This window comes from Synechococcus sp. CCY 0621 (assembly GCF_019038465.1).
Lineage (GTDB): Bacteria > Cyanobacteriota > Cyanobacteriia > PCC-6307 > Cyanobiaceae > Cyanobium.
In genome coordinates this window covers 12,198-37,045 of record NZ_JAFKRH010000046.1, presented here as the reverse complement: position 1 = coordinate 37,045, position 24,848 = coordinate 12,198, and the positions used below count along the sequence as shown (strand labels likewise).

The window sequence follows — 24,848 nt, the reverse complement described above, 5'->3', positions numbered from 1 at the left end:
TATGGATCTGCCAAGGGTGGTGTTCTTCGGTCGCACCGGGGCTGACGCGCTGGCGTTCTTCAACCTCGATCTGGCGGACTGGCGGGGCCAGCGGGTGCTCGATTGCCCCGGCGGACCCGGTTCCTTCACCGCCCTGGCCCGCGCCGCCGGGGTGGAGAGCGTGGCGGCCGATCCCCTCTACACCCTGTCGTTGCCAGAGCTGGAGAGCCGCTGCCGCGACGACGTCGCCTTCACCATGGAGCGCCTGGCCCTGAGCCCGACGCTGCGGCCGGACTTCGACCAGGCCCGGTTTCGCCAGGGAAAGATGGAGGCCCTCGAAACCTTTCTGGCCGACCGGCGGGACCATCCCCAGGCCTACCGCGCCGCGGCGCTGCCCTCCCTTCCCTTTGAGGCGGCCAGCTTCGATCTGGTGCTCTGCGGCCATCTCCTCTTCTGTTACGCCCCGATCGCCGACGGCGGCCTCAGCGAACAGCCCGACTTCGACCTCGACTGGCACCGGCGCGCCCTGGCCGAACTGCTGCGGGTGAGCCGGCAGGAGCTGCGGATCTATCCGGCCCACACGATCGAACGCCACCCCCGGGTGCATCCATGGGTGGAGCCCCTGCTGGCCGGCCTGCCGCCGGGGTGGCAAGGGCAACTGGAGCCCACCACCTATGACGAAGGCTTCGAGGGCGAGACGCCGATGCTGCGGCTGCGGCGCCACGTCGCGCCTTGCTCCAACGGGCCAGGGGCCCATTGATCACGGATCCCACACAAGATTTCGTAAATCTCGATACAAAAAGCGGGGAATGTAACGGGTCGTGGCTGGTTTCTGCCACGCGAGACACACTGAAAAAAACTGCACCAGGAGCGAATTCCCATGACGTATCTGACCTGGAGGCGGGAGCTGGTGCGCTCCGCCATCGATCAGATGCTCGCAGCCACCGATCCCGACCGCGGCCCCTTCGGTGATGGGGGTGTGCTGTTCAACGCGATGATGCAGAACCTGAGCCAGAGCCTGCCGGCCCTGGAGATCGTGGCCGCCGCCGACGACATCCTCACGGCCCACCGGGGCTTCTGCGAAGGTCGCAGCTGCGAGGTGGCCCAGGCCCTCAAGGTCTGCCTGTCGATGCCAGCGGAGAAGCAGGGCCTGGAGCGGCGGCTCGTGCTCGACCGCGAGCGGGTGGAGCAGAACGCCCTCAGCCATGACGCCAGCCTGCTGCTCGTCTGGGATGCCCGGCGCAGCAGCGCCATCGAGGAGCTCGGTGTCGCCGCCCTCAGCGAGCGCTTCCCCTGCCAGGGCAGCGAGGCCCGCTGGAGCAGCGGCGAGTTCGTGGCCCTGCTGGAGTCCCGTGCCCTGCAGTGCCGCCGCACCCGCGTGGCCCAGGAGATCGTGGCGGAAGATCCCGCCACCACCCCCTCGGGCGGCACCGTGGTGCTGGTGTTCCCCACCGACGCCGGTACACGCCCCTGGGTTGCCACCGTGGCCGTGGCCCTGCGCTCCGAGGAGCTTCCCGAGAGCGAGCCGCCCAGCCTCGACGGCTACCAGGCCATGCGGGTGCTGGTGGGCCCCACCAGGACGTCGGCATAACGGCCGAAGGCTTCCCCCTCGCTGAGGAACAGCCGGGGGATCACCAGCTCACACTCCAGCAGCAGCAGCTCGCCGCCCTCGTCGCGGATCCCGTCGATGCGGGCGTAGGGCAGCACGCCGAAGCGCCGGCGCAGGCGCTCCTCCACCGCAGCGGCCCAGCGCCGATCCGCCGCACTCGCCTTCCCCAGCCGGTTGCGGCCCCCGAACCCTTCGTGGGCGATCCAGCCCCCTGCCGCCACGCTCTTGACCACGGCGTGGGAGAACTCTCCGCCCAGAAACACCGCGCTGAGCTCCCCCGCCTGGCAGATCTGGGGCAGGAAGCGCTGCAGGCACACCTCCCCGTCCCGCGCCAGCCGCTCCAGCCAGCCATCGGCGTCCGCGGCCGCCACAGCCGCACTGCCATCGGCCGCGGTGATCGCCAGGCGAGGGCCCGCACGGCGCACCCGGTAGGTGTTCCAGCTCCTGGCGCCGATCGCCGGCTTGAGCACCGCCTCGCCCCAGCCGCACGCCTCCAGAAGCGCCGCCAGCGAACCGCGCCAGCCCCGGGGCAGCCAGCGACTCGGGATCAGGGCCACCCCCTCCCGCCCCAGCTGGGGCAGGTAAGCACTCTTGGCGTGACCCGCCTGGATCACCGGCAGCGGATTGACCAGCGGCACCCCGAGGCCCTCGAGCTGTTCCGCCAGGGCGCTGATGCGGGGAAGGAAGTCGGGGTGGCGATGGCTTTCGCGGCAGTCGCGCACGCTGACCCGATCGAAGCGCCCCCAGTCGGTGGTGGCGCCGTCGGTGGGTGATGGCAGGGGTACCAGCTCACTGGCAATGCCGCGATCGGCGAGGAAGGCCCGCAGGGCCGGCGTCTCGTCGTGGATCCGCCCCAGGTGCAGCAGCGCGATCAGACCGGCAGGATGCCCCACTCACGCTTCACCTGCACGCTGGTGATCTCCCAGGCCTCCTCGGCGGCCACGACCGGGCCATGGTGGTCGACCGGTGTCAGGCCCCGCCTGGCGAATTCGTTCTGCAGCAGCAGCTGGAACAGCACGCTCTGGGACACCAGCCCGTTGAGACGCTCCTCGCCCCCCACCCGGTCCATCAACACTGGATGGCCCTGGCAATCGCGCAGGGCCCGCAACTGCTGCTGCAGCCAGACCCGCTCGTACTGGAGCATGGCGTCGTTGCAGCGGGACAGGTTCTCCCGATAGCAGCCGGCATGGCACTTGATGGCCCCTTCCGACAGGCCCGCCGCAGCGCCGGCCTCCTTCAGGAGTTGCATGGCTTCGCTCAGAAAACTCACGGTCGTTCACTGATGGCTCTCCAACGCTAGAAACGGCAACGGCCATTGCCCACGGACCCCAGACGGTGGCAATGATCCTTAGCGCAGGGGAACAAATACCAAAGCCAGTGGCGGTTGCTACATCCCTTGGGTGAGCGCCGACCGGATGCCGCTGAGCCACTCTTCAGAGCCACTGCTTGCGACGGAAAAAGAGGTACAGGCTGACGCCGATCACGATCATCACCGCCCACACCGAGTAGTACCCACCGCGCCACTCCAGCTCGGGCATCTCCTTGAAGTTCATGCCATAGACACCGGCAATGAACGTGAGCGGAATGAAGATCGTCGAGATGATCGTCAGCACCTTCATCACCTCGTTCATGCGGTGGCTGAGGGTCGACAGATAGGTGTCGTGCATGCCGCCGAGAATGTCGCGGTGGGTTTCCACCAGATCGATGATCTGGATGCAGTGGTCGTAAAGATCACGCCAGAACACCCGACAATCAGCCGACAGCAGCGAAGATTCGCTCTTGCAGATCATGGCCACCTCCTCCCGGATCGGCCAGACGGCTTTGCGCAGGCTCAGGATCGACCGCTTGAGGCTGTGGATCTCCTTGATGTCTCCGGGGTGGGGATCTTCCAGTAGCCGGTCATCCACCTCCTCGATGATGTCGCCCATCCGCTCCACGGCGAGGAAGTAATGGTCGACAACGGCGTCCAGCAGGGAGTAGGCGAGGTAATCGGCCTTCATCCAGCGGATGCGGCCACTGGAGGCCCGGATGCGATCACGGACCCCATCAAAGACATCGCCATCATCCTCGAGGAAGGAGATCACGAAGTGATCACCGAGGATCACACTCACATGTTCGATATCAATGTTCTGGCTGTCTTCGTTGAAGGCGATCATCTTCAGCACCATGAAGACGTAGCCCGGAAACTCCTCCACCTTGGGCCGCTGGGTGGTGTTGGCGATGTCCTCCAGTGTCATCGGATGGATGCCGAAGCACTCGCCGAGGCGCTCCACCAGGTCGACGTCATGAACGCCACTGACGTTCATCCAGGTGATGCTGTCCTGGCGCACCACGTCAGCGCAACTTCGCACCGACACATCCAGCTCTTCCGACCAGCCGTCCCCGTCGTAGTGGATGACATCGATCTGCACCTTCGCCAACCGTTGCTCGCCCACGAACACCACGGCACCCGGTGAGGATCCGGGCCTGATCCGCCTGCTGCGGATGCCGCTGCTGCCGGCAGCGCTGCGGAGGCGCTGGGATTGTCTCGATGGCCTGGTCTTCATCACCCGGCCCGGATGCCATGGAGTCGTTGGGAGCCTATCGGCATCCCGAGTTCAGAGAAAGTCCGGCCGCAGCGCCTGACTGCGCGCCAGCGACTGCTGCAGGGCCGACCATTCCTCCCCCACCACCATCGCTTCCAGGGATGCGAGGGACTGGCGGTAGTGATCCAGGGCCTCCAGCAACGCCGCCCGGTTGGCGCGCGCCATCAACATCCCCAGCTCCGGATTGCCGCCGCCGACGCGGGTGGTGTCGGCAAAGCCAGTGGAGGCCAGGGCCCGCACCAGCTCCGCCCCGGCCGCGATCTCGCCGCCCCCGGCATCGGCCGCCTGCAGCAGGGCCGCCCCCGCCAACACCGGCAGGTGGGAGATCAGGGCCACGGCGCGGTCATGGGCCTCGGCGCCGCAGCAGAGCCAGCGCGCCCCAAGCGCCTCCGCCAGCTCCCGCACCGCCTGCAGCGCCGCCGGATCGGTGCCGGCCTCGGGAGTTGCCACCCAGGGCCTGCCGCGGAACAGGCCGGCCTCCCCCGCCTCCACCCCGGCCCGGGCGGTGCCGGCCATCGGATGGGAAGCCACGAAGCGGGACGCACCAGGGCCGTCGCCGGCCCCCGCCAGCACCCCCCGCCAGCAGCGCAGCACCGGCCCCTTCACCGAGCCCACATCGGTGACCACCGCCCCAACCGGCAGGGCCGTCACCAGGGCGGGATGCGGATCCAGCAGGCGGTCGAGGGGCAGGGCCAGCACCACCAGCCCGCAGCCAGCCAGTACGGCCGGATCGGTGCTCACCTCGGTGGCCAGGCCGCGCTCCCTGGCCCGTGCGGCGGTGGCCGGCCGGTGCACCAGGGCCCGCACCTGCGCTCCGGCCGCCATCAGGTCCAGCCCCAGGGAGCCCCCGATCAGCCCCAGGCCCACCACGCCCACCGGTTCGCGCTGCCAGAGGGGTGTCATCGTCGCTGCGGATCGGCTGGGGCCAGCTTCCTACGATCCAGCGATGTTGGAAGCCCGCGCCCACCAGCACCTCAAGGCTCTCCTGCAGCGAGAGGGGGTGGAACGCTGGCCCCATCACCTCACCTTGAGCCGGCTGGTGGCCCGCAGCCTGCGCCGCGCCGACCACACCCTGGTGCGGCTGGCCCCCGGCACCGCCCCCAGCTGGTGGATCAGCCTGCTGGTGCCCCTGGCCCTGAGCGAAACGCCCCTTGCCCTGGTGGTGACACCGGCCCTTCGCCAGCGGTTGCTGCTGGTGGAATGGCCGCGCCTGCGCAGCGTGGGGCTGGAACTGCCCTGCTGGGAAGGGCCCGGGGCACCGGCCGGCTCCCAGCTGTGGCTGCTCGACCACCGCGAGCTGGTGACGGCCTGGCGCAACGGCGAGCTGGGGGACCGGCAGCTGGTGATCCCCGAGGCCGAGTTGCTGGACGTGGCTCTGCGCCAGGCCCTGGAGGTGGAACTGGAGCCCCGACACTGGGATCAGCTGCGCCGCGCCCAGCCCAGCGCCGAAGCCTGTCTGCTCAGCCTGCACGAACGGCTCAGCCGCCGGGTGCTGGCCCATCCCCGCTCCCCCCACCGGCTGGTGGCCCTGGCCGATGACGACGAAGCCCCCCTGCGCCACCTGCTGCGCCTGCTCGAACCCCTGCCGGAGCCGTGGCCCCGCTGGCTGAGCGCCGGCGCCGGCTGGAGCAGCTGGGCCCGGGTGGAGCCGTCGTTGCTGCAATGGAACCTGCTGCGCCAACCGCTCGAACCCCTGGGCGAACTGGCCGGCCTGCTGGTGGGACGGGGGGCGGTGCTGATCGGTGAGCTGGCCACCGGCCGGGCGGCGGAGGGCCAGCCCGCTGCCGCCGCCGCCCTGGGGCTGGTGCCGGCGGTGGTGCTGGATCTGGCCGATCCCCCCCTGTCCGACCCCCTGCCCCTGTTCGCCCCCCTGCGCCAGCCGCTGCCCAACAGCCCCCACTACGCCCAGCACCTGCTGGAGGAGGGCCGGCGGCTGGTGCTGGGCCAGAGCGGCCTGACCGTGGTGCTGATCGACGATTCGGCCCTGTGCCTGGGTCTGGCCAGCGGCCTGGCCGCCGAGTTCGGCAGCCGGGTGTGCCACCAGAACACGTCACCGGAGAGCAACGGCGTGGTGTGCTGCAGCTGGAGCTGGTGGCTGGAGCACCAGCCGCGGCTGCCCCTGCCCTGCCAGGTTGTGGTGGGATTGCTGCCGATCGCCAGCCTGGAGGATCCCCTCACCGCCGCCCGGGTCGGGGTGCTGCGCCAGCAGGGCCGTGACTGGTTCCGGGAACTGCTGCTGCCGGAGGCCCTCAACCGACTGCAGCGGGGTGTGGCCGGGCTGCGGCGCAGCGGCGGGCGGCTGGCGGTGCTGGATGGCCGCCTGCGGGGCCGCAGCTGGGGACGGCTGGTGTTCACCGCCCTCGAACCCTGGGTGGAGCTGTCCCGGCTGCGGCCCGACCCCTAGCCTGCCTCCAGTTGCCGTCTGAGCCCTGATGGGGGAAGCCAAACGCCGGGCCGAACAGGGACTGCCGCCCCGGGACAAGCCACGCGTCAGCAAGGCCAAGGACGTCGACACCTCGCCCCGGATCGTCGCCTGGCTGCCCCTGACCCGCAACCAGGCCTCCCGCTTCGTGGCGATCACCACCAAGGGCGCCTGGATCGGCATCGGCGGCCTGGCCCTGCTCTGGGTGACAGTGCGCTTCCTCGGCCCGGCGGCCGGCTGGTGGACCCTGTCGGACGGCTGAGGAGACACCGCCGCCGCGGAGAGGCCGGGTGCCGGTCTCCGCATATGAGCATTTGCACCTAGCAGGAATCGGAAGAAATCCTTATGATCTGCGGATCGTGATGGGCACCTTCCATGTTTCTCCGGCTGGCCGAGCAATACCGCTCGGCCGTTGAGGATCTGATCCTGAGCCTGCAGGCCCTGGCCGTGTCTCTGAAGAAACAGGGTCATGTGGCCACCTGCTACACCTGCGGCGATGGCCGCGACGGCCATGGCGCCTCCTTCGTGGCCGACCTGGGCGACAACCACATGGTGCGGCTGCTGGTCTCCGATTTCGGCATCAGCTGGGTGGAATCCCGCAACGGCCAGGAGCTGGTGAAGCTGGAGGGCGCCGACGCCATCCAGGAACTGCAGCGGGTGGTGCTGGTGTTGCAGCCCTCCACAGAAACCGTCGCGGCCCCATCCTGACGGGCCCGCTGATCAGCCGGCGGCGGGCAGCTCCTCCAGCTCAGCGGCGTCCTCTCCAGCCTGGGGTTTGGCCGCCGCCAGCTTGGCCGCCGCCGCCAGCGGTTTCATCGAGTTGGCGGTGACCTCGGAACCCTCGGTGAGCTTCTGGCGGGTGAGCTGCTCGATCACCTCCTTCGGCCCGGGGTTCTGCTCCAGCCAGGTGATCGTGTTGTCGCGGCCCTGGCCGATGTTGTCGCCCTCGTAGCTGTACCAGGCGCCCTTGCGGGTGACCACACCGGTTTCCTCGGCCAGATCCAGCAGGCAGCCCAGGGTGCTGATGCCGCGGCCGAAGAGGATGTCGAACTCGGCGATCCGGAAGGGGGGCGCCACCTTGTTCTTGGCCACCTTCACCTTGGCCCGGATGCCGTACTCCTCGGTGCCACGCTTGAGCGTCTGGATGCGGCGGATGTCGAGACGCACCGAGGCATAGAACTTGAGGGCGTTACCACCGGTGGTGGTTTCCGGGTTGCCGTAGGTGACGCCGATCTTCTGGCGCAGCTGGTTGAGGAAGATCACCGTGCAGCCGGATTTGCCGATGTTGCCGGTGATCTTGCGCATGGCCTGGCTCATCAGCCGGGCCTGGCTGCCCACCGCCAGGTCGCCCATCTCCCCCTCGATCTCCGCCCGGGGCGTCAGGGCCGCCACCGAGTCGACGACGACGACGTCGACGGCGGCCGAGCGCACCAGCTGGTCGACGATCTCCAGAGCCATCTCGCCGGTGTCCGGCTGGGAGACCAGCAGGTTCTCGATGTCGACCCCCAGGGCAGCGGCATAGACCGGATCGAGGGCGTGCTCGGCGTCAACGAAGGCCGCCACGCCGCCTCGCTTCTGAACCTCGGCGATGGCGTGGAGGGTGAGGGTGGTCTTGCCGGAGCTCTCCGGCCCGTAGACCTCCACCACCCGGCCCTTGGGATAGCCGCCCCCCAGGGCCAGATCGAGGGTGAGGGCCCCGGTGGGGACCGTTTCCACCCGCATGCGGGAGGCATCCCCCAGCCGCATGATCGAACCCTTGCCGAAGTTGCGCTCGATCTGGGTCAGCACCAGGCCCAGGGCCTTGTCGCGCTCAGCGGCGGCCTTGGGATCGCCGCTGGGGGCAGCGGCGGAGACGTAGGAGGTGGACGGGGAGGGAGAGCCGGAGGAGGCAGAGGAGGCGGAGGTGGCCCTGGAATCGGCAGGCATGGTGGGGGTGGGTGATGGAACGGGCCGCAGCAGGCTGGAGCCGTCGAAGCGGTGGGTGGAGGCAGAGATTGGGGGCCGGAACCGGGCGCCATCCTGTGGCCTCTGGACAACCAGTGCCACCCGGGGACTCCGGCGTATCAATCTGTAGTACGGGCGTACTCTAGCGGCTCATGGCCATTGCGCCAGGGGGGCTTCGAAAGCGGCGGGCTCCAGCCAGCGGATCCCCAGGGGTGCCAGCCCCTCGCCGTCCCCCGGGCCCAGGTATCCCCACGCCACCAGGTAGCAGCGCACCGCCTCCAGTCCCGGCATCCGCCGCACCAGCTCGAGGGTGGGACGGCGGTCCTCCACGAACCACAGGGGGCGCTCGCCTGGATCCCGCTCCGCCACCAGCCGCCCCAGCACCGAGGGCTTGCTGCCCTGTTCGTGGCCGTAGAGGGCCAGGGGCTTGAGGCCAGCGGCGGCCAGCAGCCGGGCGGCGAAGGCCCCGCCCTTGGTGGTGAGCACGGCCCAGTCGGCCCCCTCCGCCGCCAGCCGGCCCAGGCGCGCCTCCACCCCGGGGTAGAAGCGGTGCAAAGCCAGCCAGGCGTCCAGATCGGTGGCGATCGCCTCCTGGCGCAGGTCCTCGAGCGCCCGCTGCAGCTGCGCGGTGCTCCAGCCCCAGCGCTCCAGGGCCCGGGCCAGAAAGGTGTCGTAGTCGGCCACGGCGGCGGCGAGATCCATCTCGGGCCGCCCCAGCTCGGCGGCCATCAGCACCATCTCCCAGCCCTTGTGGATCAGGGGCCGCAGCCGGGCGAAGCCCGCCGGTGCCTGCTCCGGCAGGTGCCACAGGGCGGTGGCGGCACCACTGGCACAACCCCCAGCCACCAGGGCCAGGGCCGCCCGCCGGGCCGACCACCAGTACTCGACCATGCCGTCCACCAGCACGCCATCGAAGTCGAACACCAGAAGCGGGCGTTCAGGCACCGGTGGGAAGGGGAGAAAAAACTGGGCCGCTAGGATTCGAACCTAGGAATGTCGGGACCAAAACCCGATGCCTTACCGCTTGGCGACGGCCCAATCAAGCCCATGGGATGGGAAAAGACGTCGGTCCGAAACCGGCGCCTTGCTAGTTACCCACAGCGGCTGGTCCTTCGTCAACTCGCCGGCGGCCACCCCGGTGCCAGGCCCCCTCAGGCGGGAAAGACCCGCAGCCGCTGCTGGCGGCCGCGGCCGAAGACCGCACTGCGCAAGCGGTAGTGGTGCACCAGCTCGGCCTGCAGGGCCCGCACCGCCTCGCTGCGGGGCAGCAGCTCCACCGGCCGGCCCTGGGGCAGCACCACCTGCTCCACCGCCAGCCGGCATTCCTCCAGGGCCGCATGGGCGTCATCGGGGCGGTCCGCGCCGACGCCGACCGGCTCTTCCCCATCCACAGTGCCGCCTCCCCCCTGGCGCCGCTCCAGCAGGCGCTCCATGGCCCGCTGCAGCTGGTGGGGGGTGTCCGACTTGATCACAAGGATCGGCAGGCCCAGGTCGCGGGCCTGGCGCCGCAGCTCCGGATCACGGCCCAGCTGGCCGCGCACGCTCAGCAGCGCATCGGCCTGCTCCGGCTCCTCCACCACCTCCACCGGCAGCTGGCGGCGCCGCACCGCCTCCTCCAGCTGCTGGGCCGCCACTCCCACCCCGTAGATCCGCAGGGCAGGGGCCGCCACTGGCCGGGGCGCCGTCGGATCGGGTAGGGGCACCACCGCCAGAGGAGCGGGACCGGGGCGCCGGGGGGCCACGGCAGTGGCCCAGGCGGGCGGCGGGGCCGGGCGGACGGGGCCGTCTTCACGCAGCAGCAGGCGGCCGTCGCTGCCCAGCTCCCGCGCCTGGGGGTGGGTGGGCTGGCCCCGCAACAGCAGATCCACGGTGCCGGCCACATCGCGGTGCACGAGCCAGCGGTGGCGGCTGTGCATCTCCACCGCCAGGGGGAAGGTGGGCTCGGCGGCCCGTTCCAGCACGGTCTTCTGGGTGCGGCGGCGGCGGGCCTCCTCGTCCCCCAGGGTCACCGACTGGATCCCGCCCACCAGATCACTCAGGGTGGGGTTGCGGATCAGGTTGGCCAGTTCGTTGCCGTGGGCCGTGGCCACCAGCATCACGCCCCGTTCGGCGATGGTGCGGGCCGCCTGGGCCTCCAGTTCGGTACCGATCTCATCGATGACGATGACCTCGGGCATGTGGTTCTCCACCGCCTCGATCATCACCTGGTGCTGCAGCTCCGGGCGCGCCACCTGCATGCGCCGGGCCCGGCCGATGGCGGGGTGGGGGATGTCGCCGTCGCCGGCGATCTCGTTGCTGGTGTCGATCACCACCACGCGGCGCTGCAGGTCGTCAGCGAGCACCCGGGCGATCTCCCGCAGGGCCGTGGTCTTGCCCACCCCGGGGCGGCCCATCAGCAGCAGCGACTGGCCGGTGTCCAGCAGGTCGCGCACCATGGCCACAGTGCCGAACACCGCCCGACCCACCCGACAGGTGAGCCCCACCACGTCGCCGGTGCGGTTGCGGATGGCGCTGATCCGGTGCAAGGTGCGCTCGATGCCGGCCCGGTTGTCGCCACCGAAGGGACCCAGGCGTTGCAGCACCGCCGCCAGGTCGGAACGTTCGATGGCGTCGCCCCCCAGGGCCAGCACACGGCCGGGGTAGCGGGCCTCCGGCACCCGGCCCAGGTCGAGCACCACCTCCAGCAACCCCTCCCGTTGCTCTGGCCCCGCCAGGGCCCGCTGCACCACCGGCGGCAGCACGGCCAGCAGACGGTCCAGGTCGTCGGTGACCCGCTGGGGGGAGAGGGACGGGTGGGGCGAAGGCTCCAGGGGGCGCCGGGGGGAGCTGCCCATCGTTCTAGCCAGGCCTCAGGGCCCGGCGACATCGCGGGCCAGCCAGGGGTCCACCAGCGCCGCAGCGATCTCCAGGGCCCGGGGCCAGAGTCGGGGCAGGTCCAGCAGCCGCCGTCCCTCCGCCTGGGCCTCCTGCAGCAGCGGCTGCAGCTGCCGGCGGGCCACCCCCCCAAACGCGACCCCAGCCACCCCGGCCGCCCGCGGCCCGGTACCGGTGCGCCCCAGCACCGCCAGGGTGTGGGCGTTGGTGCCCCCGGCCAGCTGCAGCGGGCCCGGCGGCGCCAGCGGAGCCAGCCGCTCCAGCAGCCCCACCGCCGCATGGGCCGTGCCGGCCCCGACGTCGCCGCTCATCGGCCGCCCATCCAGCTGCCAGAGGGGGCGGAAACCGGCCCCGCGCAGCAGGCGGAACCGCTGCCACAGCTCCGCCGCCAGCCCTTCGGCCGTGGCGCCCCCCTCCAGGCCGGCGCTCACCGCCACCCGGCGCAGGGCCACGCCGCTGGCGGCCAGCTGCAGCACCCGTTCGGCGAAGGCGTCCAGGCGTCCGGGCCGGGTGTGCAACTCCACAGCGTCCGGGGCCAGCTGCGCCAGCAGGGCCCCCACGGCAGCCGGCTCCAGCACCTGGCTGCGCTCCTCGATCAGCCCCAGGGGGCAGGCGGGCAGGCAGCGGCCGCAGCCGTAGCAGCGCTGCTCCACCACCCCCCGCCCGTCGATGGCCAGGGCGGGGCAGACCCGCTCGCAGGGCCTCGGGCAGGACGGCGGACAACGCTGCGGATCAAACCAGGCCTTGCGGAAATGGGGGTCGAGGCCATCGCTGAGGCTGACCATCAGCCAGGGGCGCGCCGCGCCGTGGGACTCCGCCCAGGCCAGGCCGCGGCGGGTGGCGGCCACCACGGCCGGGTCGGCCGCCACATCGATGCAGTGCACCCCGGCCAGGGCATGGATGCCGGCCAGATCCTCGATGGCGGCCAGATCCTGGTTGCTGGCCCCGCCGATCAGCTTCACCCAGCACCCGTGGGCCAGGGCCTGCTCCGGGTCCCGGGCCATGGCCGCCATGGGGTGCGCAACGGGGTGGGCCGATCCTGCCACCAGCAGGGGGGCTCAGCCGGCCTGGGGCAGCTCCGGCGTCGCCTCGGGCTGGGCGAGCCCCAGACGGTTCACCAGCCAGGGGGCGGTGAACCCCTGCAGGCCCACGGTCATCAGGATCGTCAGGAACACCAGCCCCTTGAGGGCGCCGCCGCCGGGCACCTCGGCCCGGTCGAGTTCCAGGGCGAAGAGGCTCACCACCGCCGCAGTGACGATGCCGCGCGGAGCGATCCAGCTGAGCAGCGCCTTCTCCTTCCAGTCGAGGCTCGGCAGCCCCAGGCCCGTGAGCTGGATCAGCGGCCAGCGCACCAGCATCAGGGCCACGACGCAACCGACGCCCCCCAGTCCCAGGGGGCTCAGCTCCGCCCAGGAGACATCGGCCGCCAGCAGGGGGAACAGCACGGTGATGGCCAGCATGGCCAGCTGGCGGATCAGCGCATCGAGCTGGGTGGCGGCCGCATCGAGGCGCAGCCCCACCACCACCCCGGCGCTCACCGCCGCCGGCAGGCCCGATTGCGGCAGCAGGGCCTCGCAGCCGCTGAACATCAGAAACAGCACCCCCAGGGTGAGTTGCAGCTCCAGGCCATTGGGCTCAGCCGTCCCCTCCCCGCCCCTGGCCGCCGCCAGGGAGCCCAGGCGGCGGAGGGCCTCCGAGAGCAGCAGGCCGGCCAGTCCGCCGAGGGCCACCCCGCCCCCCAGGCGCAGCAACAGCCGGGAGGCCACCTCCTGCCAACCGCCCAGGTCGCCCAGGGTTACCTGGAGCAGCACCAGGCCCAGCACCGCACTCACCGGTTCGAGGATCAGACCTTCGGCCTCCAGCAGCTGGCCCAGCTTCGGGGCCAGCTGAAGCTGGCGCACCATCGGGGTGACCACCGTGGGACCTGTGGCCAGGGCGATCGCGCCAAAGACCAGCGCCAGCGACCAGGGCAGGCCCGCCAGCGCGTGGGCCAGCAGGGCGGCCACGGGCAGCCCCAGCACCAGGCGCACCAGCACCAGTTGCAGCACCGAACGCTGCAGGTCGCGGCCGGCCAGGCGCAGGTTGAGCCCGCCATCGAAGAGCACCAGGCTCACCAGCAGGCCCACCAACGGCTCGAGGCCGGCGCCGAGGTTCTCGGGGTGGACGATGTCGAAGCCGGCATGGCCCGCCAGCAGGCCCATGCCCAGCAGCAGCACCACCGCGGGCTGGCCGGTGACCCAGGCCGTCGCCTGGGCGAGGGAACCGGCGAAGAAGGCCGAACCCCAGATCAATGCCAGCCGCTCACTCAACGCGCTTGGAGTCCGCGGGACCGGCCAAGGCTATGTGGTGGACCCGGCTCAGGCAGGAACGAGCTGTTCAAGGGGCTGCCAGCGCAGGGCGCGGGCGCCGCCCATCTCCACCACCAGCTTCAGCCGCGGTTCGCGGCGGCAGAGGTCGCAGAGGGCGGCGAGCTCGGAGCTGCTGAGCACCTGGCCCTCCAGCAGCCACAGCAGCACCGGCCCGTCGCCCGCCAGCTGGGGACCCAGCAGGGGCATCACCCGCTGCACCTCACCCACGGCCGCCGCCCGGCCGACGCTGTGGTGGCCCAGGTGGGGCGGACGGATGCCATGCAATTGCAGGAGATAGGCCTCCGGATCCCCAAGCCCGCGGGCGGAGGTGAGGTGGGCCCGGTAGCCGGCCGCCCGCAGCCGCCGCAGCAGGCGCGTTTCGGCGCCCCCCTCCAGGGGAACGAAAAGGGCGAGGGCACCGCAGCGCTCCAGCTCGGTGCGGAAACCACGGCCGGTCATCAGCAGAGGCATCGGGAGCGGCAGGCGAATCGCCGGCTGAGTCTGGCAGCCGATGAGGGGCCCGGGGGTGGTGGTGCACACCATGGGGTAGTGTTGACTCTTGTGCTGATGATCTGTGCCCGTCCGCTAGCCGGGCCTCCAGAGAACAGCACGGGGTCCGTCAGTGGTGACGAACCCTTCCTGGCCCGTACGACTCCTGCAACGCTTCGTCGTTGTCGCGAGCGTCGGGATACTGCCCGAGGCCTCACCGCTTCCGGCAAGTCCCAGCCCGCTGATTCGCCTCGCTAGCCCCTGACCTTCGGGTCAATCTGCGATTCCACGAATTCAGCCCCCCCGCCGCCCAGCGGGTCCTCCACGGATTTCGGGCCCTGGCCCTGAATCCATGGCGGCACGCCGCGGCTGTCCAGCTGGTGTTGTTCTCCCTCCCATGTCCATCGGCATTCTTGGGAAGAAGCTGGGTATGTCCCAGTTCTTCGACGAAGAAGGCAAATCCATTCCGGTCACCTTGATCGAAGCGGGTCCCTGCCGCATCACCCAAATCAAGAGCGAAGCCACCGACGGTTACACCGCGGTGCAGCTCGGCTTCGGCGACATCCGCGAGAAGCTCGTCAACAAGCCCGCCAAGGGCCACCTGGCCAAATCCGGCGAGGCGCCCCTGCGGCACCTCAAGGAGTACCGGCTGGAGGCCATCGACGGTCTCGAGCTGGGGGCGCCCGTCACCGTCGGTGACTTCAGCCCCGGCCAGAAGGTTGACGTCAGCGGCGACACGATCGGCCGTGGTTTCTCGGGCCTCCAGAAGCGCCACGGCTTCAGCCGCGGCCCCATGAGCCACGGCTCCAAGAACCACCGCGAGCCAGGCTCCATCGGCGCCGGCACCACCCCAGGCCGGGTCTACCCCGGCAAACGGATGGCTGGCCGTTACGGCGGCAAGCAGATCACCACCCGCGGCCTCACCATCCTCAAGGTGGATGCGGAACGCAATCTGCTCGTCGTCAAGGGCTCGGTTCCCGGCAAGCCCGGCGCCCTGCTCGACATCCGCCCGGCCCGGCGGGTGGGCGTCCCCGCAGCGAACTGAGGAGAACACCCATGACTGACTGTGTGATTCGCGACTGGCAAGGCAAGGAGAGCGGCAAGGCTCCCCTCGACCTCAAGGTCGCCAAGGAAACATCCGCCAACGGCCTGCTGCACAGGGCCGTCGTCCGCCAGCTGGCCCATACCCGTCAGGGCACCGCCAGCACCCTCACCCGCGCCGAAGTGGCCGGTGGCGGCCGCAAGCCCTACAAGCAGAAGGGCACCGGCCGGGCCCGCCAGGGCTCGATCCGCACCCCCCTGCGGCCCGGCGGTGGCGTGATCTTCGGACCCAAGCCCCGCAGCTATGCCGTGGCGATGAACCGCAAGGAGCGTCGCCTGGCCCTGCGCACCGCCCTGATGAGCCGCGTCGCGGACATCATCGTGGTGAAGGGCTTCGGCGCCGGGCTCGACACCCCCAAAACCAAGGAGATCACCGCCGCCCTGTCCCGCTTCGGCATCGAGGCCGGCGACAAGGTGCTGCTGATCCTCGATGGCGCTCCCGAGGCGGTGACCCGCTCGGTGCGCAATCTCGAGAAGGTGAAGCTGATCGCCGCTGATCAGCTGAACGTGTTCGATCTGCTCCATGCCAACAAGCTGGTGCTCAGCGAAGAGGCACTGGCGAAGATTCAGGAGGTCTACGGCGATGTCTGAGCGTTTTGCAGGCCGGTTGGCGGACGTGATCCGTCGCCCGCTGATCACCGAGAAGGCCACCCGGGCCATCGAGATCAACCAGTACACCTTCGAGGTGGACCATCGGGCCGCCAAGCCCGACATCAAGGCGGCCGTCGAGCATCTGTTCGACGTCAAGGTCGTCGGCGTCAGCACCATGAATCCCCCCCGCCGCTCCCGTCGGGTGGGTCGCTTCGCCGGCAAACGCGCCCAGGTGAAGAAAGCGGTGGTGCGCCTTGCCGAAGGCAACGCCATCCAGTTGTTCCCTGAGTCCTGAGGGATCTGAAACGTCATGGCAATCCGTAAGTACAGGCCCAACACTCCCGGCACCCGCACGCTGGTCGTCACCGACTTCAGCGACATCACGGGCAAGAACCGGGAACGGGGGCTGGTGGTGTCCAAGCACCGCCACAAGGGCCGCAACAACCGCGGCGTGATCACCTGCCGCCACCGCGGCGGTGGCCACAAGCGCCTCTACCGCATCGTCGACTTCCGTCGCGACAAGCACGGGGTGAGCGCCAAGGTGGCTGCGATCCACTACGACCCGCACCGCAACGCCCGTCTGGCGCTGCTCTATTACACCGACGGCGAGAAGCGCTACATCCTCGCTCCCGCCAACGTGGCCGTGGGCCAGAGCGTCATCTCCGGTCCGGACGCCCCGATCGAGAACGGCAACGCCCTTCCCCTGTCGGCGATCCCCCTGGGCTCCAGCGTCCATAACGTCGAGCTCTACGCCGGACGCGGCGGCCAGATGGTGCGCACCGCCGGGGCCAGTGCCCAGGTGGTGGCCAAGGAAGGTGACTACGTCGCCCTCAAGCTGCCCTCCACCGAGGTGCGGCTGGTGCGCCGGGAGTGCTACGCCACCCTCGGTGAGGTGGGCAACGCCGAACAGCGCAACACCAGCCTGGGCAAGGCCGGTCGCAAGCGCTGGCTGGGCCGCCGTCCGGAAGTGCGCGGCAGCGTGATGAACCCCTGCGACCACCCCCACGGGGGCGGCGAAGGCCGGGCACCGATCGGCCGCTCCGGTCCTGTCACGCCCTGGGGCAAACCCGCCCTGGGCCTCAAGACCCGCAAGCGCAACAAGCCGAGCAACCGGTTCGTGCTGCGGAAACGACGCCGCACCTCCAAACGGAGCCGTGGCGGACGCGACTCCTGATGACCCACACCGCTCTGCTGTTCGCCTGATCCGCCATGGGACGCTCACTCAAAAAAGGCCCGTTCGTCGCCGACCACCTGCTTCGCAAGGTGGAGAAGCAGAACGCAGCCGACGACAAGACCGTGATCAAGACCTGGTCACGGGCCTCCACCATCCTGCCGATGATGATCGGCCACACCATTGCCGTTCACAACGGCAAGGCCCACGTGCCCGTCTACGTGACGGAGCAGATGGTGGGCCACAAGCTGGGCGAATTCGCCCCCACCCGCACATTCCGCGGTCACATCAAAGACAAGAAGGGAGGCCGCTGATCCGATGGCAACCACCACACCCGACACCCAGGCCCTGGCACACGGCCGCTTCATCCGCGGTTCCGTGTCGAAGGTGCGCCGGGTTCTCGATCAGATCCGGGGTCGCACCTACCGCGACGCCCTGATCATGCTCGAGTTCATGCCCTACCGCTCCACCGGCCCGATCACCAAGGTGCTCCGCTCCGCGGTCGCCAATGCCGAGCACAACCTCGGCCTCGATCCGGCGACCCTGGTCATCAGCCAGGCCAGTGCCGACATGGGACCCTCCCTGAAGCGGTTCCGGCCCCGGGCCCAGGGCCGCGCCTTCGCCATCAAAAAGCAAACCTGCCACATCAGCATTGCTGTGGCAGCGCCCACCGCCTGACCCCCGAGGACACCGCCCGATGGGACACAAGATCCATCCAACCGGCCTGCGCCTGGGGATCACCCAGGATCACCGCTCCCGCTGGTACGCCCCAAGCAAGACCTATCCCGTCCTCCTTCAGGAGGACGACCGGATCCGGTCGTTCATCAACAAGAAGTACGCCGCCGCCGGCATCAGCGACGTGCTGATCGCCCGTAAGGCCGACCAGCTCGAAGTGGAACTCAAGACCGCCCGTCCGGGCGTTCTCGTGGGCCGCCAGGGCAGCGGCATCGAGGAGCTGCGCACCGGCATCCAGAAGACCCTCGGCGACGCCCACCGTCAGGTGCGCATCAACGTGGTCGAGGTGGAGCGGGTCGACGCCGACGCCTTCCTGCTGGCTGAGTACATCGCCCAGCAGCTGGAGAAGCGGGTGGCCTTCCGGCGCGTCATGCGCATGGCGGTGCAACGCGCCCAGCGGGCCGGGGTGCTGGGTCTGAAGCTCCAGGTGAGCGGCCGCCTCAACGGCGCCGAAATCGCCCGGACGGAGTGGACCCGCGAGGGTCGCGTGCCCCTGCACACGCTCCGCGCCGACATCGACTACGCCACCAAGGTGGCCACCACCACCTACGGGGTCCTGGGCATCAAGGTCTGGGTGTTCAAAGGAGAGGTGCTTCCCGGTCAGCAAGACCAGCTGCCCGTGGGTGGAGCACCGAAACGCCGGGCGAACCGCCGGCCGCAACAGTTCGAAGACCGCTCCAACGAGGAGTGATCAGGAGGCCTGAACCATGCTGAGTCCAAAACGCGTCAAGTTCCGAAAACAGCAGCGAGGCCGCATGCGCGGCGTCGCCACGCGCGGCAACACGATCGCCTTCGGCGATTTCGCCCTGCAGGCCCAGGAGTGCGGGTGGATCACCTCCCGTCAGATCGAGGCCAGCCGCCGTGCCATGACCCGCTACGTCAAGCGGGGGGGCCAGATCTGGATCCGGATCTTCCCCGATAAGCCCGTCACCATGCGGCCTGCCGAAACCCGCATGGGTTCCGGTAAGGGCAACCCGGAATTCTGGGTGGCCGTGATCAAGCCGGGCCGCATTCTCTTCGAGATGGGTGGCCCCGAGATCACGCCCGAAATCGCCAAGGAAGCCATGCGTCTGGCCCAGTACAAACTGCCGCTCAAGACGAAGTTCCTCGCCCTGGCCGATCAGGTGGCAACCGCCCCCGAACCCGCCCTCGCAGTGGAGTCCTGACCATGGCCCGTCCCACCATCACCGATGTGCGTTCGCTCAGCGACGCCCAGATCGCCGAACAGATCGATGGCGTCCGCCGCGAACTGTTCGACCTCCGCTTCCAGCAGGCCACCCGCCGTCTGGAGCACCCGCACCGCTTCAAGGAGTCCCGCATCAAGCTGGCCCACCTGCTGACGGTGCAGGAGGAGCGTCAGCGCTCCACCGTCGCCTCCTGATTCCCCCCTCGATCCCCATGGCACTCAAGGAAAGGGTCGGCACCGTCGTCAGCGACAAGATGGACAAAACGGTGGTGGTGGCGGTGGAAAACCGCTTCCCCCACCCCATCTATCAGAAGACCGTCCGCCGCACCACCCGCTACAAAGCCCACGACGAAGCCAACAGCTGCCGCGTGGGCGACCGGGTCCGCATCACCGAGACCCGTCCCCTCAGCCGCACCAAACGGTGGGCCGTGGCTGAAGTTCTCTCCACCACCAGCGCCGGCTGAGGAACCCCCCATGATTCAGCAGGAAACTTTCCTCAACGTCGCTGACAACAGCGGCGCCAAGCGCATCCAGTGCATCCGGGTGCTCGGCACCAACCGTCGCTACGCCCACGTGGGCGATGTGATCGTGGCCGCCGTCAAGGACGCCATGCCCAACATGGGCGTCAAGAAGTCGGATGTGGTCAAGGCCGTGGTGGTGCGCACCCGGGCCACGCTGCGCCGTGACACCGGCAACGCCATCCGCTTCGACGACAACGCCGCCGTGATCCTGGGCAACGACAACAACCCCAAGGGCACCCGGGTCTTCGGTCCGGTCGCCCGGGAACTGCGCGAGCGCAACTTCACCAAGATCGTGTCCCTGGCTCCGGAGGTGATCTGAGATGGCCACCGCAACCCCCAAGGCCCGGCCCGTCGAGCGCATCAAGATGCGCATCCGCAAAGGTGACACCGTCCAGGTGATCGCCGGCAAGGATCGGGGCAAGACCGGCGAGGTGCTGCGCACCCTGCCCAACGAGAACCGTGTCGTGGTGCAGGGCATCAACCTGCGCACCCGCCACGTCAAACCCACCCAGGAAGGCGAGACGGGCCGCATCGTCACCGAAGAAGCGTCCCTGCACGCCTCCAACGTGATGCTGTATTCCACCGCCAACAAGGTCGCCAGCCGGGTGGAGATCGTCGTCCAGGACGACGGCAGCAAGAAGCGCCGCCTCAAAAAGACCGGGGAGGTGCTCGACTGACCGCCCCCCACCGCGCCACCCCGCACGGCGCCCCCCCCCGCTTCGCTTCCCTGCTCCCCTCCCCCGTCCGCCTTCTGACCACGTCCAGAAGCGCCCCCCCATCCCCCCGTCATGTCACTCAAACAGCGCTACCGGGAGACGATCCAGCCCAAGCTGCTGAAGGATCTCAACCTCTCCAACGTCCACGAGGTTCCCAAGGTGGTCAAGGTCACCGTCAACCGGGGCCTCGGTGAAGCCGCCCAGAACGCCAAGGCCCTCGAGGCCTCGATCACCGAACTGGCGACCATCACCGGTCAGAAGGTGGTGGTGACCCGCGCCAAGAAGGCCATCGCCGGCTTCAAGATCCGCCAGGGCATGCCGATCGGCGTGGCCGTCACCCTGCGGGGCGAGCGGATGTATGCCTTCCTCGAGCGTCTCATCCACCTGGCGCTGCCACGCATCCGCGACTTCCGCGGCGTGAGCCCCAAGAGCTTCGACGGACGGGGCAACTACACCCTGGGGATCCGGGAGCAGATCATCTTCCCCGAGATCTCCTTCGACAAGATCGATGCCATCCGGGGGATGGACGTCACGATCGTGACCAACGCCCGTAACGACGAAGAGGGCCGGGCCCTCCTCCGCGAAATGGGAATGCCGTTCCGCAATACCTGAGCCCCCTCCCGGACACGACCATGGCCAACCACGACCCGATCTCAGACATGCTCACTCGCCTTCGCAACGCGAGTGAAAAGCGCCACGAGCGCACCAGGATTCCCGCCTCGCGGCTTTCCCGCAGCATCGCCAACGTGCTGCAGCAGGAAGGCTTCATCGCCGCCATCGCCGAAGAAGGCGAGGGCGTGCAGCGCCAGCTGGTGCTTGAGCTGAAATACAGCGGCAAGCACCGCCAGCCCACCATCCGCTCCGTGCAGCGGGTGAGCAAGCCCGGCCTGCGCATCTACAAGAACACCCGCCAGCTGCCCAAGGTGCTGGGCGGCCTCGGCGTGGCGATCATCTCCACCTCCCGGGGTGTGATGAGCGACCGTGATGCCCGCAAGCAGGGCGTCGGCGGCGAAGTGCTCTGCTACGTCTACTGATCCCAGGAGTTGTTCCATGTCTCGTATCGGTAAAGCCCCGATCCCCATTCCCGACAAGGTCACCGTCAGCCTCGATGGCCTGGCGGTCACCGTGAAGGGTCCCAAAGGGGAACTCAGCCGCGTTCTCCCGGAGGGCGTCAGCGTCAGCCAGGAAGGCGGCACGGTGGTGGTGAGTCCCACCAGCACCCACCGTCGCTCCCGTGAGCGCCACGGCCTCAGCCGCACCCTCGTCGCCAACATGGTGGAAGGGGTCAGCCAGGGCTTCACCCGCAAGCTCGAGATCGTCGGCGTCGGCTACCGCGCCCAGGTCCAGGGGCGCAAGCTCGTGGTCAGCGCCGGCTACAGCCACCCGGTGGAGATGGTTCCCCCCGAAGGAGTCACCTTCTCGGTCGAGAACAACACCTCGGTCTTCGTCTCCGGCCCCGACAAGGAGCTGGTGGGCAACGAGGCGGCCAAGATCCGCGGCATTCGTCCCCCCGAGCCCTACAAAGGCAAGGGCATCAAGTACGAAGGTGAGCGGATTCTGCGCAAGGCCGGCAAGACCGGCAAGAAATGAGGTCTGCTCGAGCGTCATCCGTCTGATCCCCCATGTCTACCCTCTCCCGCAAACAGCAGACCCAGAAGCGTCACCGCCGCCTGCGTCGTCTGCTCTCCGGCACAGCCGCCCGTCCCAGGCTGGCCGTGTTCCGCTCCAACAATCACATCTACGCCCAGGTCATCGACGACGACGCCCAGAGCACCCTCTGCGCCGCGTCCACCCTCGACAAGGACCTGCGCACCAGCGTCCAGGCCAGCTCCACCTGTGACGCTTCCGTCGCGGTGGGCCAGCTCGTCGCCCAGCGCGCCCTCGCCAAGGGCATCCAGCAGGTGGTCTTCGATCGCGGCGGCAACCTGTACCACGGCAGGGTCAAGGCCCTTGCTGACGCCGCCCGGGAAGCGGGCCTTCAGTTCTGATCCCTGCTCTCACCATGACCGAAACCAACGACCAGATCCAGACCGGCGCCGTGCCTGCGGCCTCCGATGTCCCCGCCGCTGCTGAAGGCCAGCAGGAGCAGCGCCGGGGCGGCGGTGGCGGCGGTGGCCGTGGCGATGCCAAGGGCGACCGCCGGGGCGGCGGCGGCCGCGGCCGTGACAACCGTCGCGGCCAGGAACGTGACTCCGAATGGCAGGAGCGGGTGGTGCAGATCCGCCGCGTCTCCAAGACCGTCAAGGGCGGCAAGAAGATGAGCTTCCGGGCCATCGTCGTTGTCGGCAACGAGCGCGGCCAGGTGGGCGTGGGTGTCGGCAAGGCCGGCGATGTCATCGGCGCTGTCCGCAAGGGCGTGGCCGACGGCAAGAAGCATCTGGTCAAGGTGCCCCTCACCCGCACCAGCTCGATCCCCACCCTCAGCAACGGCCGCGACGGCGCCGCCAGCGTGCTGATCCGGCCGGCTGCCCCCGGTACCGGGGTGATCGCGGGCGGTTCGATCCGCACCGTGCTCGAACTGGCCGGCATCAAGAACGTGCTGGCGAAGCGGCTGGGCTCCAAGACCCCGCTCAACAACGCCCGCGCCGCCATGCAGGCCCTCGAAGGCCTGCGCACCCACAAGGAGACCGCCAAGGAGCGGGGCATCTCCCTCGAGCAGATTTACTCCTGAGGCCCGCCATGACGTCCTTCTCTCTCAACAACCTCCAGCCCCAGAAGGGGTCCCGCAAGCGCAAGCTGCGCAAGGGTCGCGGCATCGCCGCCGGCCAGGGCGCCAGCTGCGGCTTCGGCATGCGCGGCCAGAAGTCCCGCTCCGGCAGCCCCACCCGCCCCGGCTTCGAGGGTGGCCAGATGCCCCTCTACCGCCGGATCCCGAAGCTCAAGCACTTCCCGGTCATCAACCCCACCCACTACACCGTGATCAACGTGTCACGGCTGGGTGAGCTGAAGGCGGGCAGCACCGTCAGCCTCGACTCCCTGGAGCAGGCGGGCCTGGTCACCAGCCCCCGCTACCCGCTCAAGGTGCTCGGCAACGGCGAACTCACGGTCAAACTGACGGTCCAGGCCGCCGCCTTCACCGCCTCGGCCCGCGCCAAGATCGAAGCCGCCGGCGGCAGCTGCGAGATCATCGACTGAGCCCGGGGCGTTGCCCTGCTTCCAGCCCGGAGCCGTCTGCCCGTAGCCTTGTGCTGCGGCAGGCGGCTCCGGTCGTATCGACCCGTTCCCCCCACTCCCGTCATCACCATGCTCCTCAGCAGGGGGCGCAATCCGAGCGCCGCTGAAATCCTCGTCCAGCTGGTCCAGTCGAAGGGCCTGCGGGATCGGGTGCTCACCACCCTGGGCCTGCTGCTGCTGGTGCGACTCGGCATCTACATCCCGGTGCCCGGCATCGACCGGGTCGCCTTCCAGGACTTCATCCGCCAGGGCGGCCAGCTGATCGGCTTCCTGGACATCTTCACCGGCGGCGGCCTGTCCACCCTGGGCGTGTTCGCCCTGGGCATCCTGCCCTTCATCAATGCCTCGATCATCATCCAGCTGATGACGGCGGCCCTGCCCCAGCTCGAGGAGCTGCAGAAGAACGAAGGCGAGGCCGGCCGGCGCAAGCTGGCCCAGATCACCCGCTACGTGGCCCTGGGCTGGGGGATCCTGCAGAGCATCGTCTTCGCCCTGATCCTGCGGCAATACGCCCTGCCGGGCCTGCCGGAATGGCTGTTCGTCGTCCAGACGAGCCTGGCCCTGGTCACCGGTTCGATGGTGGTGATGTGGGTCAGTGAGGTGATCACCGAACGGGGCATCGGCCAGGGGGCCTCCTTGGTGATCTTCATCAACATCGTGGCCACCCTGCCCAAGGCCCTGGGGTCCACCATCCAGCTGGCCCAGAGCGGCGACCGCGCCACGGTGGGCGGCATCGTCGTGCTGGTGCTCGTCTTCCTGGTGACGATCGTGGGGATCATCTTCCTGCAGGAGGGCAGCCGCCGCATCCCGATCGTGAGCGCCAAGCGCCAGGTGGGCGGTGCCAGCAGCCTGGCCTCCCGCCAGAGCTACCTGCCGCTGAAGCTCAACGCCGGCGGCGTCATGCCGATCATCTTCGCCTCGGCGGTGGTGTTCCTGCCGCTCACCATCGCCAACCTCACCAAGAGCCCCTGGCTGATCCGGGTGGCGGGCTACCTGAACCCCACCAGCAGCACCCCCTGGGTCTATGCCCTGGTGTACTTCGCCCTGATCTGCGGCTTCGCCTTCTTCTACGCCTCCCTCACCGTCAACCCGGTGGACATCGCCACCAACCTGAAGCGCTCCGGCGTCGCCATCCCCGGAGTGCGCCCCGGCTCGGCCACCGCCGACTACCTCTCCGGCGTGTCCAACCGTCTCACCCTGCTGGGGGGCCTGTTCCTGGGCGCGATTGCGATCATCCCCTCGGCCGTGGAGGGCGCCACCCAGGTGCGCACTTTCCAGGGTCTGGGGGCCACCTCCCTGCTGATCCTGGTGGGCGTGGCCATCGACACCGCCAAGCAGGTCCAGACCTACGTGATCTCCCAGCGCTACGAAGGACTGGTCAGGCAGTAGGTCCCGTTCTCCCG

34 protein-coding genes and 1 tRNA gene are annotated in these 24,848 nt (G+C 69.4%); 24 read left to right on the top strand and 11 right to left on the bottom strand.

From position 1 onward, the window contains the following. The first annotated feature begins 1 nt into the window (after nt 1). Nucleotides 2–739 carry a class I SAM-dependent methyltransferase gene (locus tag KUG43_RS15260; protein ID WP_216910461.1) on the top strand — a complete coding sequence of 246 codons (738 nt, stop codon included), beginning with the start codon at nt 2–4 and terminating at the stop codon, nt 737–739. Nucleotides 740–859: 120 nt separating this feature from the next. Next, complete coding sequence (locus KUG43_RS15255) at nt 860–1,570, top strand: hypothetical protein (protein WP_216910458.1); 711 nt, start codon at nt 860–862, stop codon at nt 1,568–1,570. Here KUG43_RS15255 and KUG43_RS15250 read toward each other — a convergent pair. From KUG43_RS15250 to KUG43_RS15235, 4 genes are all read right to left on the bottom strand, one after another. Then, the gene (locus KUG43_RS15250; protein WP_216910457.1) at nt 1,522–2,481 is read right to left on the bottom strand and encodes an ATP-grasp domain-containing protein; all 960 of its coding nucleotides are present in this window, start codon (nt 2,479–2,481) and stop codon (nt 1,522–1,524) included. The two genes, KUG43_RS15255 and KUG43_RS15250, sit on opposite strands and share 49 nt — an antisense overlap. Further along, complete coding sequence (locus KUG43_RS15245) at nt 2,460–2,837, bottom strand: hypothetical protein (protein ID WP_216910455.1); 378 nt, start codon at nt 2,835–2,837, stop codon at nt 2,460–2,462. Before KUG43_RS15245 ends, KUG43_RS15250 begins: the two co-directional genes overlap by 22 nt. Before the next feature lie 184 nt (nt 2,838–3,021). Then, nucleotides 3,022–4,134: a magnesium/cobalt transporter CorA gene (corA, locus tag KUG43_RS15240; protein WP_216910453.1), complete on the bottom strand. Its 1,113-nt coding sequence runs from the start codon at nt 4,132–4,134 to the stop codon at nt 3,022–3,024. A gap of 51 nt (nt 4,135–4,185) precedes the next feature. Then, nucleotides 4,186–5,076 carry a prephenate/arogenate dehydrogenase gene (locus KUG43_RS15235; RefSeq protein WP_216910451.1) on the bottom strand — a complete coding sequence of 297 codons (891 nt, stop codon included), beginning with the start codon at nt 5,074–5,076 and terminating at the stop codon, nt 4,186–4,188. A gap of 43 nt (nt 5,077–5,119) precedes the next feature. Between KUG43_RS15235 and KUG43_RS15230 the strand changes: the two genes are divergently transcribed. From KUG43_RS15230 to KUG43_RS15220, 3 genes are all read left to right on the top strand, one after another. Beyond that, nucleotides 5,120–6,577, top strand: coding sequence for a helicase (locus tag KUG43_RS15230; protein ID WP_216910449.1), 1,458 nt, complete (start codon nt 5,120–5,122; stop codon nt 6,575–6,577). Nucleotides 6,578–6,605: 28 nt separating this feature from the next. Beyond that, nucleotides 6,606–6,857: a DUF2839 domain-containing protein gene (locus tag KUG43_RS15225; RefSeq protein ID WP_216910447.1), complete on the top strand. Its 252-nt coding sequence runs from the start codon at nt 6,606–6,608 to the stop codon at nt 6,855–6,857. A gap of 113 nt (nt 6,858–6,970) precedes the next feature. Then, nucleotides 6,971–7,303 (top strand): DUF1815 family protein, encoded by a 333-nt coding sequence (locus tag KUG43_RS15220; protein ID WP_216910446.1) that lies wholly within the window; start codon nt 6,971–6,973, stop codon nt 7,301–7,303. Nucleotides 7,304–7,315: 12 nt separating this feature from the next. Here the strand turns inward: KUG43_RS15220 and recA are convergent, their stop codons facing one another. From recA to KUG43_RS15185, 7 genes are all read right to left on the bottom strand, one after another. After that, the gene (recA, locus tag KUG43_RS15215; RefSeq protein ID WP_216910445.1) at nt 7,316–8,521 is read right to left on the bottom strand and encodes a recombinase RecA; all 1,206 of its coding nucleotides are present in this window, start codon (nt 8,519–8,521) and stop codon (nt 7,316–7,318) included. A 168-nt stretch (nt 8,522–8,689) separates the two neighbouring features. Next, a complete protein-coding gene (locus KUG43_RS15210) occupies nt 8,690–9,484 on the bottom strand; it encodes an HAD family hydrolase (protein WP_216910444.1) in 795 nt (264 codons plus the stop codon). Nucleotides 9,485–9,505: 21 nt separating this feature from the next. Continuing rightward, nucleotides 9,506–9,577 (bottom strand) — tRNA-Gln (locus KUG43_RS15205). A gap of 113 nt (nt 9,578–9,690) precedes the next feature. Then, the gene (locus KUG43_RS15200; protein WP_216910443.1) at nt 9,691–11,373 is read right to left on the bottom strand and encodes an AAA ATPase domain-containing protein; all 1,683 of its coding nucleotides are present in this window, start codon (nt 11,371–11,373) and stop codon (nt 9,691–9,693) included. 15 nt (nt 11,374–11,388) lie between these two features. Next, nucleotides 11,389–12,426, bottom strand: a complete 1,038-nt coding sequence (locus KUG43_RS15195; protein ID WP_216910442.1) for a Light dependent period protein LdpA domain-containing protein — start codon at nt 12,424–12,426, stop codon at nt 11,389–11,391. A 45-nt stretch (nt 12,427–12,471) separates the two neighbouring features. Further along, on the bottom strand, nt 12,472–13,722 hold the full coding sequence (locus KUG43_RS15190; protein ID WP_216910441.1) for a cation:proton antiporter: 1,251 nt from the start codon (nt 13,720–13,722) through the stop codon (nt 12,472–12,474). Between the two features lie 48 nt (nt 13,723–13,770). After that, nucleotides 13,771–14,232, bottom strand: coding sequence for an NAD(P)H-quinone oxidoreductase subunit N (locus KUG43_RS15185; RefSeq protein ID WP_216910440.1), 462 nt, complete (start codon nt 14,230–14,232; stop codon nt 13,771–13,773). 415 nt (nt 14,233–14,647) lie between these two features. Here KUG43_RS15185 and rplC point away from each other — a divergent pair, with 415 nt between their 5' ends. From rplC to secY, 19 genes are all read left to right on the top strand, one after another. Beyond that, entirely contained in the window at nt 14,648–15,295 is a 648-nt protein-coding gene (gene rplC, locus KUG43_RS15180) for a 50S ribosomal protein L3 (protein WP_216910439.1), read from the top strand. An 11-nt stretch (nt 15,296–15,306) separates the two neighbouring features. Then, nucleotides 15,307–15,942, top strand: coding sequence for a 50S ribosomal protein L4 (gene rplD, locus KUG43_RS15175; RefSeq protein ID WP_216910437.1), 636 nt, complete (start codon nt 15,307–15,309; stop codon nt 15,940–15,942). Continuing rightward, nucleotides 15,935–16,237 carry a 50S ribosomal protein L23 gene (locus tag KUG43_RS15170; RefSeq protein ID WP_094586023.1) on the top strand — a complete coding sequence of 101 codons (303 nt, stop codon included), beginning with the start codon at nt 15,935–15,937 and terminating at the stop codon, nt 16,235–16,237. Before rplD ends, KUG43_RS15170 begins: the two co-directional genes overlap by 8 nt. A gap of 15 nt (nt 16,238–16,252) precedes the next feature. Next, nucleotides 16,253–17,116, top strand: coding sequence for a 50S ribosomal protein L2 (rplB, locus tag KUG43_RS15165; RefSeq protein ID WP_216910435.1), 864 nt, complete (start codon nt 16,253–16,255; stop codon nt 17,114–17,116). A gap of 35 nt (nt 17,117–17,151) precedes the next feature. After that, nucleotides 17,152–17,427: a 30S ribosomal protein S19 gene (rpsS, locus tag KUG43_RS15160; protein ID WP_015109404.1), complete on the top strand. Its 276-nt coding sequence runs from the start codon at nt 17,152–17,154 to the stop codon at nt 17,425–17,427. 4 nt (nt 17,428–17,431) lie between these two features. Then, nucleotides 17,432–17,791 carry a 50S ribosomal protein L22 gene (rplV, locus tag KUG43_RS15155; protein WP_216910433.1) on the top strand — a complete coding sequence of 120 codons (360 nt, stop codon included), beginning with the start codon at nt 17,432–17,434 and terminating at the stop codon, nt 17,789–17,791. A 19-nt stretch (nt 17,792–17,810) separates the two neighbouring features. Then, nucleotides 17,811–18,539, top strand: a complete 729-nt coding sequence (gene rpsC, locus KUG43_RS15150) for a 30S ribosomal protein S3 (RefSeq protein WP_015109406.1) — start codon at nt 17,811–17,813, stop codon at nt 18,537–18,539. A 16-nt stretch (nt 18,540–18,555) separates the two neighbouring features. Beyond that, the gene (rplP, locus tag KUG43_RS15145; protein WP_216910431.1) at nt 18,556–19,014 is read left to right on the top strand and encodes a 50S ribosomal protein L16; all 459 of its coding nucleotides are present in this window, start codon (nt 18,556–18,558) and stop codon (nt 19,012–19,014) included. Between the two features lie 2 nt (nt 19,015–19,016). Continuing rightward, complete coding sequence (gene rpmC / locus KUG43_RS15140) at nt 19,017–19,229, top strand: 50S ribosomal protein L29 (RefSeq protein WP_094586019.1); 213 nt, start codon at nt 19,017–19,019, stop codon at nt 19,227–19,229. Nucleotides 19,230–19,246: 17 nt separating this feature from the next. Beyond that, nucleotides 19,247–19,498, top strand: a complete 252-nt coding sequence (gene rpsQ / locus KUG43_RS15135) for a 30S ribosomal protein S17 (protein ID WP_015109409.1) — start codon at nt 19,247–19,249, stop codon at nt 19,496–19,498. Nucleotides 19,499–19,508: 10 nt separating this feature from the next. Beyond that, complete coding sequence (rplN, locus tag KUG43_RS15130) at nt 19,509–19,874, top strand: 50S ribosomal protein L14 (protein ID WP_015109410.1); 366 nt, start codon at nt 19,509–19,511, stop codon at nt 19,872–19,874. A gap of 1 nt (nt 19,875) precedes the next feature. Next, nucleotides 19,876–20,232, top strand: coding sequence for a 50S ribosomal protein L24 (gene rplX / locus KUG43_RS15125; RefSeq protein ID WP_216910429.1), 357 nt, complete (start codon nt 19,876–19,878; stop codon nt 20,230–20,232). 111 nt (nt 20,233–20,343) lie between these two features. Next, nucleotides 20,344–20,883, top strand: coding sequence for a 50S ribosomal protein L5 (gene rplE / locus KUG43_RS15120; protein WP_015109412.1), 540 nt, complete (start codon nt 20,344–20,346; stop codon nt 20,881–20,883). Nucleotides 20,884–20,903: 20 nt separating this feature from the next. After that, nucleotides 20,904–21,305 (top strand): 30S ribosomal protein S8, encoded by a 402-nt coding sequence (gene rpsH / locus KUG43_RS15115; RefSeq protein WP_216910427.1) that lies wholly within the window; start codon nt 20,904–20,906, stop codon nt 21,303–21,305. 16 nt (nt 21,306–21,321) lie between these two features. After that, nucleotides 21,322–21,861 (top strand): 50S ribosomal protein L6, encoded by a 540-nt coding sequence (gene rplF, locus KUG43_RS15110; RefSeq protein WP_216910425.1) that lies wholly within the window; start codon nt 21,322–21,324, stop codon nt 21,859–21,861. 32 nt (nt 21,862–21,893) lie between these two features. Then, complete coding sequence (gene rplR, locus KUG43_RS15105) at nt 21,894–22,259, top strand: 50S ribosomal protein L18 (RefSeq protein WP_216910423.1); 366 nt, start codon at nt 21,894–21,896, stop codon at nt 22,257–22,259. A gap of 14 nt (nt 22,260–22,273) precedes the next feature. Next, nucleotides 22,274–22,942, top strand: coding sequence for a 30S ribosomal protein S5 (gene rpsE / locus KUG43_RS15100; RefSeq protein WP_216910422.1), 669 nt, complete (start codon nt 22,274–22,276; stop codon nt 22,940–22,942). An 8-nt stretch (nt 22,943–22,950) separates the two neighbouring features. Continuing rightward, nucleotides 22,951–23,406, top strand: coding sequence for a 50S ribosomal protein L15 (gene rplO, locus KUG43_RS15095; protein ID WP_216910421.1), 456 nt, complete (start codon nt 22,951–22,953; stop codon nt 23,404–23,406). 108 nt (nt 23,407–23,514) lie between these two features. Next, complete coding sequence (gene secY / locus KUG43_RS15090; RefSeq protein WP_216910420.1) at nt 23,515–24,834, top strand: preprotein translocase subunit SecY; 1,320 nt, start codon at nt 23,515–23,517, stop codon at nt 24,832–24,834. The last annotated feature ends 14 nt before the right edge of the window (nt 24,835–24,848 follow it).

Excerpts from the sequence above, each read along its gene's own strand:
- rplO (WP_216910421.1), top strand. The coding sequence starts at position 22,951 with ATGACGTCCTTCTCTCTCAACAACCTCCAGCCCCAGAAGGGGTCCCGC.
- KUG43_RS15230 (WP_216910449.1), top strand. The coding sequence starts at position 5,120 with ATGTTGGAAGCCCGCGCCCACCAGCACCTCAAGGCTCTCCTGCAGCGA.
- KUG43_RS15245 (WP_216910455.1), bottom strand. The coding sequence starts at position 2,837 with ATGCAACTCCTGAAGGAGGCCGGCGCTGCGGCGGGCCTGTCGGAAGGG.
- KUG43_RS15195 (WP_216910442.1), bottom strand. The coding sequence starts at position 12,426 with ATGGCGGCCATGGCCCGGGACCCGGAGCAGGCCCTGGCCCACGGGTGC.
- recA (WP_216910445.1), bottom strand. The coding sequence starts at position 8,521 with ATGCCTGCCGATTCCAGGGCCACCTCCGCCTCCTCTGCCTCCTCCGGC.
- secY (WP_216910420.1), top strand. The coding sequence starts at position 23,515 with ATGCTCCTCAGCAGGGGGCGCAATCCGAGCGCCGCTGAAATCCTCGTC.
- KUG43_RS15170 (WP_094586023.1), top strand. The coding sequence starts at position 15,935 with ATGTCTGAGCGTTTTGCAGGCCGGTTGGCGGACGTGATCCGTCGCCCG.
- rplV (WP_216910433.1), top strand. The coding sequence starts at position 17,432 with ATGGCAACCACCACACCCGACACCCAGGCCCTGGCACACGGCCGCTTC.
- rpsH (WP_216910427.1), top strand. The coding sequence starts at position 20,904 with ATGGCCAACCACGACCCGATCTCAGACATGCTCACTCGCCTTCGCAAC.
- rpsE (WP_216910422.1), top strand. The coding sequence starts at position 22,274 with ATGACCGAAACCAACGACCAGATCCAGACCGGCGCCGTGCCTGCGGCC.
- KUG43_RS15200 (WP_216910443.1), bottom strand. The coding sequence starts at position 11,373 with ATGGGCAGCTCCCCCCGGCGCCCCCTGGAGCCTTCGCCCCACCCGTCC.
- KUG43_RS15220 (WP_216910446.1), top strand. The coding sequence starts at position 6,971 with ATGTTTCTCCGGCTGGCCGAGCAATACCGCTCGGCCGTTGAGGATCTG.
- rplN (WP_015109410.1), top strand. The coding sequence starts at position 19,509 with ATGATTCAGCAGGAAACTTTCCTCAACGTCGCTGACAACAGCGGCGCC.
- rplX (WP_216910429.1), top strand. The coding sequence starts at position 19,876 with ATGGCCACCGCAACCCCCAAGGCCCGGCCCGTCGAGCGCATCAAGATG.
- rpsC (WP_015109406.1), top strand. The coding sequence starts at position 17,811 with ATGGGACACAAGATCCATCCAACCGGCCTGCGCCTGGGGATCACCCAG.
- rpmC (WP_094586019.1), top strand. The coding sequence starts at position 19,017 with ATGGCCCGTCCCACCATCACCGATGTGCGTTCGCTCAGCGACGCCCAG.
- rplR (WP_216910423.1), top strand. The coding sequence starts at position 21,894 with ATGTCTACCCTCTCCCGCAAACAGCAGACCCAGAAGCGTCACCGCCGC.
- rplF (WP_216910425.1), top strand. The coding sequence starts at position 21,322 with ATGTCTCGTATCGGTAAAGCCCCGATCCCCATTCCCGACAAGGTCACC.
- corA (WP_216910453.1), bottom strand. The coding sequence starts at position 4,134 with ATGAAGACCAGGCCATCGAGACAATCCCAGCGCCTCCGCAGCGCTGCC.
- KUG43_RS15185 (WP_216910440.1), bottom strand. The coding sequence starts at position 14,232 with ATGCCTCTGCTGATGACCGGCCGTGGTTTCCGCACCGAGCTGGAGCGC.
- KUG43_RS15255 (WP_216910458.1), top strand. The coding sequence starts at position 860 with ATGACGTATCTGACCTGGAGGCGGGAGCTGGTGCGCTCCGCCATCGAT.
- rplC (WP_216910439.1), top strand. The coding sequence starts at position 14,648 with ATGTCCATCGGCATTCTTGGGAAGAAGCTGGGTATGTCCCAGTTCTTC.
- rplD (WP_216910437.1), top strand. The coding sequence starts at position 15,307 with ATGACTGACTGTGTGATTCGCGACTGGCAAGGCAAGGAGAGCGGCAAG.
- rpsQ (WP_015109409.1), top strand. The coding sequence starts at position 19,247 with ATGGCACTCAAGGAAAGGGTCGGCACCGTCGTCAGCGACAAGATGGAC.
- rplE (WP_015109412.1), top strand. The coding sequence starts at position 20,344 with ATGTCACTCAAACAGCGCTACCGGGAGACGATCCAGCCCAAGCTGCTG.
- KUG43_RS15260 (WP_216910461.1), top strand. The coding sequence starts at position 2 with ATGGATCTGCCAAGGGTGGTGTTCTTCGGTCGCACCGGGGCTGACGCG.
- rplP (WP_216910431.1), top strand. The coding sequence starts at position 18,556 with ATGCTGAGTCCAAAACGCGTCAAGTTCCGAAAACAGCAGCGAGGCCGC.
- rplB (WP_216910435.1), top strand. The coding sequence starts at position 16,253 with ATGGCAATCCGTAAGTACAGGCCCAACACTCCCGGCACCCGCACGCTG.
- rpsS (WP_015109404.1), top strand. The coding sequence starts at position 17,152 with ATGGGACGCTCACTCAAAAAAGGCCCGTTCGTCGCCGACCACCTGCTT.
- KUG43_RS15225 (WP_216910447.1), top strand. The coding sequence starts at position 6,606 with ATGGGGGAAGCCAAACGCCGGGCCGAACAGGGACTGCCGCCCCGGGAC.
- KUG43_RS15235 (WP_216910451.1), bottom strand. The coding sequence starts at position 5,076 with ATGACACCCCTCTGGCAGCGCGAACCGGTGGGCGTGGTGGGCCTGGGG.